The 6264-nt window shown below is 71.7% G+C and carries 5 protein-coding genes; 4 read left to right on the top strand and 1 reads right to left on the bottom strand.

What is annotated here, in order from left to right; all coding sequences use genetic code 11:
• Nucleotides 1-401: 401 nt before the first annotated feature.
• The 3 genes from AOK00_RS06825 (at nt 402) to AOK00_RS06835 (ending at nt 5411) form a co-directional block, all read left to right on the top strand.
• Nucleotides 402-2141 (top strand): N-acyl-D-amino-acid deacylase family protein, encoded by a 1740-nt coding sequence (locus AOK00_RS06825; RefSeq protein ID WP_055599409.1) that lies wholly within the window; start codon nt 402-404, stop codon nt 2139-2141.
• On the top strand, nt 2138-3589 hold the full coding sequence (locus AOK00_RS06830; protein ID WP_055599410.1) for an aldehyde dehydrogenase family protein: 1452 nt from the start codon (nt 2138-2140) through the stop codon (nt 3587-3589). Before AOK00_RS06825 ends, AOK00_RS06830 begins: the two co-directional genes overlap by 4 nt.
• 238 nt (nt 3590-3827) lie before the next feature.
• Nucleotides 3828-5411, top strand: coding sequence for an APC family permease (locus AOK00_RS06835; RefSeq protein WP_055599411.1), 1584 nt, complete (start codon nt 3828-3830; stop codon nt 5409-5411).
• Between the two features lie 79 nt (nt 5412-5490).
• On the opposite strand, the gene AOK00_RS06840 is transcribed toward AOK00_RS06835, so the two are convergent.
• A complete protein-coding gene (locus AOK00_RS06840; protein WP_055599412.1) occupies nt 5491-5706 on the bottom strand; it encodes a hypothetical protein in 216 nt (71 codons plus the stop codon).
• Between the two features lie 69 nt (nt 5707-5775).
• Here AOK00_RS06840 and AOK00_RS06845 point away from each other — a divergent pair.
• The coding region (locus AOK00_RS06845) for a GNAT family N-acetyltransferase (RefSeq protein WP_063886540.1) at nt 5776-6264 on the top strand (489 nt) is incomplete at its 3' end.

Below are 6264 nucleotides of genomic sequence, written 5' to 3' on the forward strand. Positions count from 1 at the left end.
GCGGGACGGGTGGGCACACGGGACGGCGCCCTCTGTGCCTGGACCCGCACCACCAGGCGCGGTGCACAAGGGGTGCGGGTCAGGGCGCGGGGAGCCTGGGCCCGGCAAGGGGCGCCGTTCCGTTGTGCCACCCGTTCCGCCCTGGGGGTCCCCCCCGGCCGGAGTCTGGGGGAGGAACAGATGCCCACAACGTGGGTGCGCAGCCCGCAGCGGGGGCCCGCTGGGGGCCACTAGTGGGGGGTTCGTAGCGCGGCGGCCGTGTCGCCGACGCGGGCCGTGTGCGACAAGCGCGGGGTGGTGTCTTCCCGGACCGCCGCCCCGTACCGGCCCCGGCCGGAGGCCGTTCCGCGGCGGCCCCCGGTCCGGGGCACACCCGTGTCCACGTCCAGAAAGGGACCGTCATGCTCGACCACCTCATCACGGGCGCCACCGTCGTGGACGGCACCGGCGCCCCCGCCTTCACCGCCGACGTCGGCATCCGCGACGGCCGGATCGCCGTCGTCGCCGAGCCCGGCACCGTACGCGAGGAGGCCCGGACCACCGAGGACGCCACCGGTCTCGTCCTCACGCCCGGTTTCGTCGACCCGCACACCCACTACGACGCCCAGCTGTTCTGGGACCCGTACGCCACCCCGTCCATGAACCACGGCGTCACCACCGTCGCCGGCGGCAACTGCGGTTTCACCCTCGCCCCGCTGCATCCGGACCGGCCCGAGGACGCCGACTACACCCGTCGCATGATGTCCAAGGTCGAGGGGATGGCCCTGAAGGCCCTTGAGGAGGGCGTCGACTGGTCGTGGTCGTCGTTCGCCGAGTACCTCGACGCCCTCGACGGCCGCATCGCCGTCAACGCCGGTTTCATGGTGGGCCACTGCGCCCTGCGCAGGTACGTGATGGGCGCCGACGCCGTCGGCGGGCAGCCCACCCCCGAGCAGCTCGCGCACATGGTCGCCCTTCTCAAGGAGGCCATGGAGGCCGGTGCCTGGGGGCTCTCCACCACCCAGTCGTCCACCCACTCCGACGGCGACGGCGCCCCCGTCGCCTCCCGGCACGCCGGCCCGGAGGAGCTCGTCGCGCTCTCCCGCGCCGTCGGCGAGCACGAGGGCACCCAGCTCGAAGCGATCCTGGCGGGCTGTCTCGACCAGTTCTCCGACGACGAGATCGATCTGTTCGTCGAGATGACCGCCGCCGCGGGACGCCCGCTCAACTGGAACGTCCTCACCATCGACGCCGCCGTCCCCGAACGCGTCCCGCGCCAGCTCACCGCATCCGAGCGGGCCCGGAAGTCCGGCGGCCGGATCGTCGCCCTCACCATGCCGATCCTGACCCCCATGAACATGTCGCTCGGGACCTTCTGCGCCCTCAACCTCATCCCGGGGTGGGGCGAGATCCTCGGACTTCCCGTGCCCGAGCGGATCGCGAAGCTCCGCGACCCGGACGTGCGGGCCGAGATGCTGCGGCGCGCCGACTCCAAGGAGGCCGGGGTCTTCCGGCGCCTCGCCCACTTCGGGCGGTACGTCGTCGGGGACACGTACAGCCCCGAGAACGAGGGCCTCACCGGCCGCGTCGTCGACGACATCGCGGCCGAGCGCGGGCAGGACCCCTTCCAGTGCCTCGTCGAGATCTGCGCCAACGACGAGCTCCGGACGATCCTCTGGCCGATGCCCAGCGACAACGACCCGGCGTCCTGGGCGCTGCGCCGCGAGACCTGGGACCACGAGGACGTGCTGCTCGGCGGCTCCGACGCGGGCGCCCACCTGGACCGGATGTGCGGGGCGCCGTACACGACCCGGTTCCTCGGCGACTGTCTGCGCGGCCGGCGGCTCGTGCCGCTGGAGCGGGCGGTCCGGATGCTGACCGACGACCCGGCCCGGCTCTTCGGGCTCCGCGAGCGCGGCCGGATCGCCGAGGGCTTCCACGCCGACCTGGTCCTCTTCGACCCGGAGCGGATCGACGCGGGCCCGGCGACCCTCGTGCACGACCTGCCGGGGGACAGCCCGCGGCTCGACTCGCGGGCGGTCGGGATCGTGTCGGTACGGGTCAACGGCGTGGAGACGGTGCGGGACGACGAGGTGACCGGCGCGGTCCCGGGGAAGGTGCTGCGCTCCGGCCGTGACACGAGGACGGTGGCGACCAGGTGAACCAGAAGCTCTTCATCGGCGGCGAGTGGACCGAGCCCGACGGCGGTCACTACGAGGTGATCGATCCGGCCACCGAGGAGGTCGTCGGCCTCGCCCCGGAGGCCTCCCGCGCCCAGGTGTACGAGGCGGCCGCCGCGGCCCGCGAGGCCTTCGGGTCCTGGTCCCGGACGCGACCGGAGGAGCGGGCCGCGATCCTGGACCGGGCCGCCGACCTGATGGCCAGGGACGCCGAGGCGAACACCCTCCTCGCCCGCGCCGAGACCGGCGCCACCACCGGCACGGCGCGCGGCATGCAGGTCGCGGTCGGCTCCGCCCGCTTCCGGCGGTACGCGCGCGGGGCCATGGAACCGGTCGAGCAGGCGCTGCCCCCGCAGATCAACGAGGCGGGCCCGATGGGGAAGGCCGGGGTGTTCGGCGCGGTGGCGGTGCGCCGCCCGGTCGGCGTCGTCACCTGCATCACCTCGTACAACAACCCCTGGGCCAACCCGGCCGGCAAGATCGCCCCCGCGCTCGCGATGGGCAACACGGTCCTGGTGAAGCCCGCCCCGCAGGACCCGCTCTCCGTGTACGCGATGACCCGCGCCCTGGCGGAGGCCGGTGTCCCGCCGGGTGTCGTCAACGTGGTGACCGGCTCCTCGGTGGAGGCGGGGCGGGCGGCCGTGGACTCCCCGGACGTCGACATGGTGTCGTTCACCGGCTCCACGGCGGTCGGGCAGGCGATCGGCGAGGTCTGCGGCCGCACGCTCAAGCGGCAGCTGATGGAGCTGGGCGGCAAGGGGGCCGCGCTCGTCTTCGACGACGCCGACCTGGACTCGGCGGTGAGGGGGATCGGTACGACGTTCTCCTTCTACAGCGGACAGATCTGCACGGCCCCGACCCGGGTGCTCGCCCAGCGCGGGATCTACGAGCGGCTGATCGAGAAGCTCACCGGCTATCTGGCCTTCATGAAGGTGGGGGACCCGGCGGAGCGGGGCACGATCGTCGGCCCGGTGATCTCGGCGGCCCACCGCGACCGGGTGGAGTCGTACGTCGAGCTGGGCCGGAAGGAGGGGGCGCGGGTCGTCGTCGGCGGCGAGCGGCCGGACCTCCCGAAGGGCTTCTACGTGGCGCCGACGCTGCTCGCCGACTGCACCAACGAGATGCGGGTGGTGCGGGAGGAGATCTTCGGGCCGGTCGTCGTGGTGGTGCCCTTCGACGACGAGGAGGAGGGGATCGCGCTCGCCAACGACAGCGACTACGGGCTCCTCGACTACGTGTGGTCGGGCGACGTGGCCCGTGCCTTCCGGATCGCGGCCCGGCTGCGGGCGGGCGGGGTGGGCGTGAACACGATCGGACGGAACATGGAGGCGCCGTTCGGCGGATTCAAGCGGAGCGGGGTCGGACGGGACGTGGGCTCGTACGCGCTGCACGCGTACAGCGAGCTGCAAGCCGTGGTGTGGCCGGGCTGACGACGTCCTCGAAAATTCCTCGGGAAAATTTCGAAACGGACATTCCGGGCCTGGCTGCGGTTCCCGCATATCGGACATGGGTCGACCGACCTACCAGTTGGTCGGCCCGTGCCGTTGGTCGATCTTTCAATCATTGGTGCGCGTCCGCTTCGACCCTCGCAATGCAAGGCGACGATCGATCAGATGAGCGGATTTCGATCCTCCGGATATGGAAACCGCAGCATTTAACGTCCTGTTCATGACTCAGGTGGAAGCGCGGCCCCAGGCCGGAGACACGGTAAGGGGCGTCAACGCCCCGGGTGACACCGACGGCGCGGCCGGTGCCCACGGCGTGCGCACCAAAGGCCTCGGCGGAAACTCCGTCGGCCTCCTCGGCAGTGCCGTCATCGGCATCTCGACCGTCGCCCCCGTCTACTGCCTGACCTCGACACTCGGCTCCACCGCCGGCGAGGTCGGACTGCAGATGCCCGCGATCTTCCTCGCCGGCTTCCTCCCGATGCTCCTCGTCGCCTTCGCGTACCGGGAGCTCAACAAGGTCATGCCGGACTGCGGCACCTCGTTCACCTGGACCGTGAAGGCCTTCGGGCCCCGGATCGGCTGGATGTGCGGCTGGGGCCTCGTCATCGCGACGATCATCGTCCTCTCCAACCTGGCGGGCGTCGCGACCTCCTACTTCTGGCTCCTCGCCGGCGAGATCAGCGGCAGCGAATCCATCGCCGCCCTGGACGACAACAAAGCCGTCCACATCGTCACCTGCCTGGCACTCATCGCCGCGGCCACCGCGATCAGCTACCGCGGCATGACCGCCACCAAGGGCGTCCAGTACACCCTCGTCGGCCTCCAGCTCGTCGTCCTCGCCGTCTTCGTGGGCATGGCCCTGACGAAGGCCGGCTCCTTCGAGACCTCGGTCGACTTCTCCTGGTCCTGGATGAACCCCTTCGCGGTCCAGTCCTTCGCCGCCTTCACCGCCGGCCTCTCGCTCTCGATCTTCATGTACTGGGGCTGGGACGCCTGCATGGCGACCAACGAGGAGACCACCGGCAGCGCCAAGACCCCCGGCCGCGCCGCGCTCATCGCGATGGTCGTCCTGGTCGGCTCCTACCTGGCCACCGGCATCGCCGCCCAGATGGCCGTCGGCTCCGGCGAGGAGGGCCTCGGCCTCGCCAACCCGGAGACCTCCGACAACGTCTTCGCCGCCCTCGCCGGCCCGGTCATGGGCCCCACGCTCGGCATCCTGCTCTTCGTCGCGGTCCTCGCCTCGGCGGCCGCCAGCCTCCAGACCACGTTCATCCCGGTCGCCCGCACGGTGCTCGCGATGTCCACGTACGAGGCCCTGCCGAAGTCCTTCACCAAGGTCCACCCGGTCTTCAAGACCCCCGGCAAGGCCACGATCGTGGCAGGTGTCGCCACCGGCGTCTTCTACACCGTGATGACCCTGCTCAGCGAGAACGTCCTGGTCGACACCATCTACGCGCTCGGCCTGATGATCTGCTTCTACTACGCGCTCACGGCCTTCGCCTGCGTCTGGTACTTCCGCGGCGAGCTCTTCCGCTCCGGCCGGGACTTCGCCTACAAGGGCCTGATGCCGCTGCTCGGCGGACTGATGCTGACCGCCGTCTTCGGCAAGACGCTGTACGACATGTGGGACCCGGCGTACGGCTCCGGCTCCGCGGTCCTCGGCGTCGGCTCGGTCTTCGTGATCGGCGTCGGACTGCTGCTCATCGGCGTGGTGATCATGCTGGTCATGCAGCGCCGGAGCCCCGCGTTCTTCCGCGGCGAGGTCCTGACGAAGGAGACGCCGTCGCTGGTGGTCGCCGACTGACGGCCGTACGCACCCGAGTCACAGAAACGCGAAGGCGGCGGGCCCGTGGGGGGTCCCGCCGCCTTCGTCCGCGTACGGCTCAGTGGTGTCCGGGGAGCAGGCGTTCCACCGCCGCGTTCGCGGGCGGCAGGTCGGGTGTACCGGCCGGCGCGGCCTTCGGGGTCAGGACGCCGCTGAGCGGCACGACCGACGGCAGGTTCACCCCGCCGGCGTCGGCGGCGGCGGTTCCGGCGGCGGCCAGGCCGCCGGTCGCGGCGAAACAGGTCAGGGCTACTGCGGTGAGCATCTTCTTCATGCCCGCACCAACGCGGACGGCGTGGATCCGGTTACGAGGGCGCTCCCGAAGCCTCCCTAGGATGCATCCATGCATGGGGAGACGAACTGGTCGCTGCGCCCCGGGCGGGCGGAGGACATCGAGGCGATGGCCGAGCTGCGGGCGGTCGTCATGCGGGACGACCTGGTGCGCCTCGGACGCTACGACGAGCACCGGGTGCGGCAACGGCTGCGGGACGGCTTCTCGGCCGAGTACACCTCGGTCGTCGAGGTCGACGGCGTCTTCACGGGCTGCGTCACGCTCCGCCCGTACGAAGGCGGTGAAGGGCTCCACCTGGAGCACTTCTACCTGACCCCCGAGGTCCAGGGGCGGGGCCTCGGGACGGCGGTGCTGCGGGAGCTCCTCGCCCGGGCGGACGAGGCCGCGGCCCCGGTCCGCCTGGTCGTGCTCCAGGGCAGCGCCGCCCGCCGCCTCTACGAGCGGGAGGGCTTCACGTGCGAGTCCGAGGACCCGGTGGACGTGCTGCTGGCACGCGAACCACGGATCGCAGCCGCGCCCGCCCGACCGGCCGCGCCCGCC

This window comes from Streptomyces aureus (assembly GCF_001418135.1).
Lineage (GTDB): Bacteria > Actinomycetota > Actinomycetes > Streptomycetales > Streptomycetaceae > Streptomyces > Streptomyces aureus_A.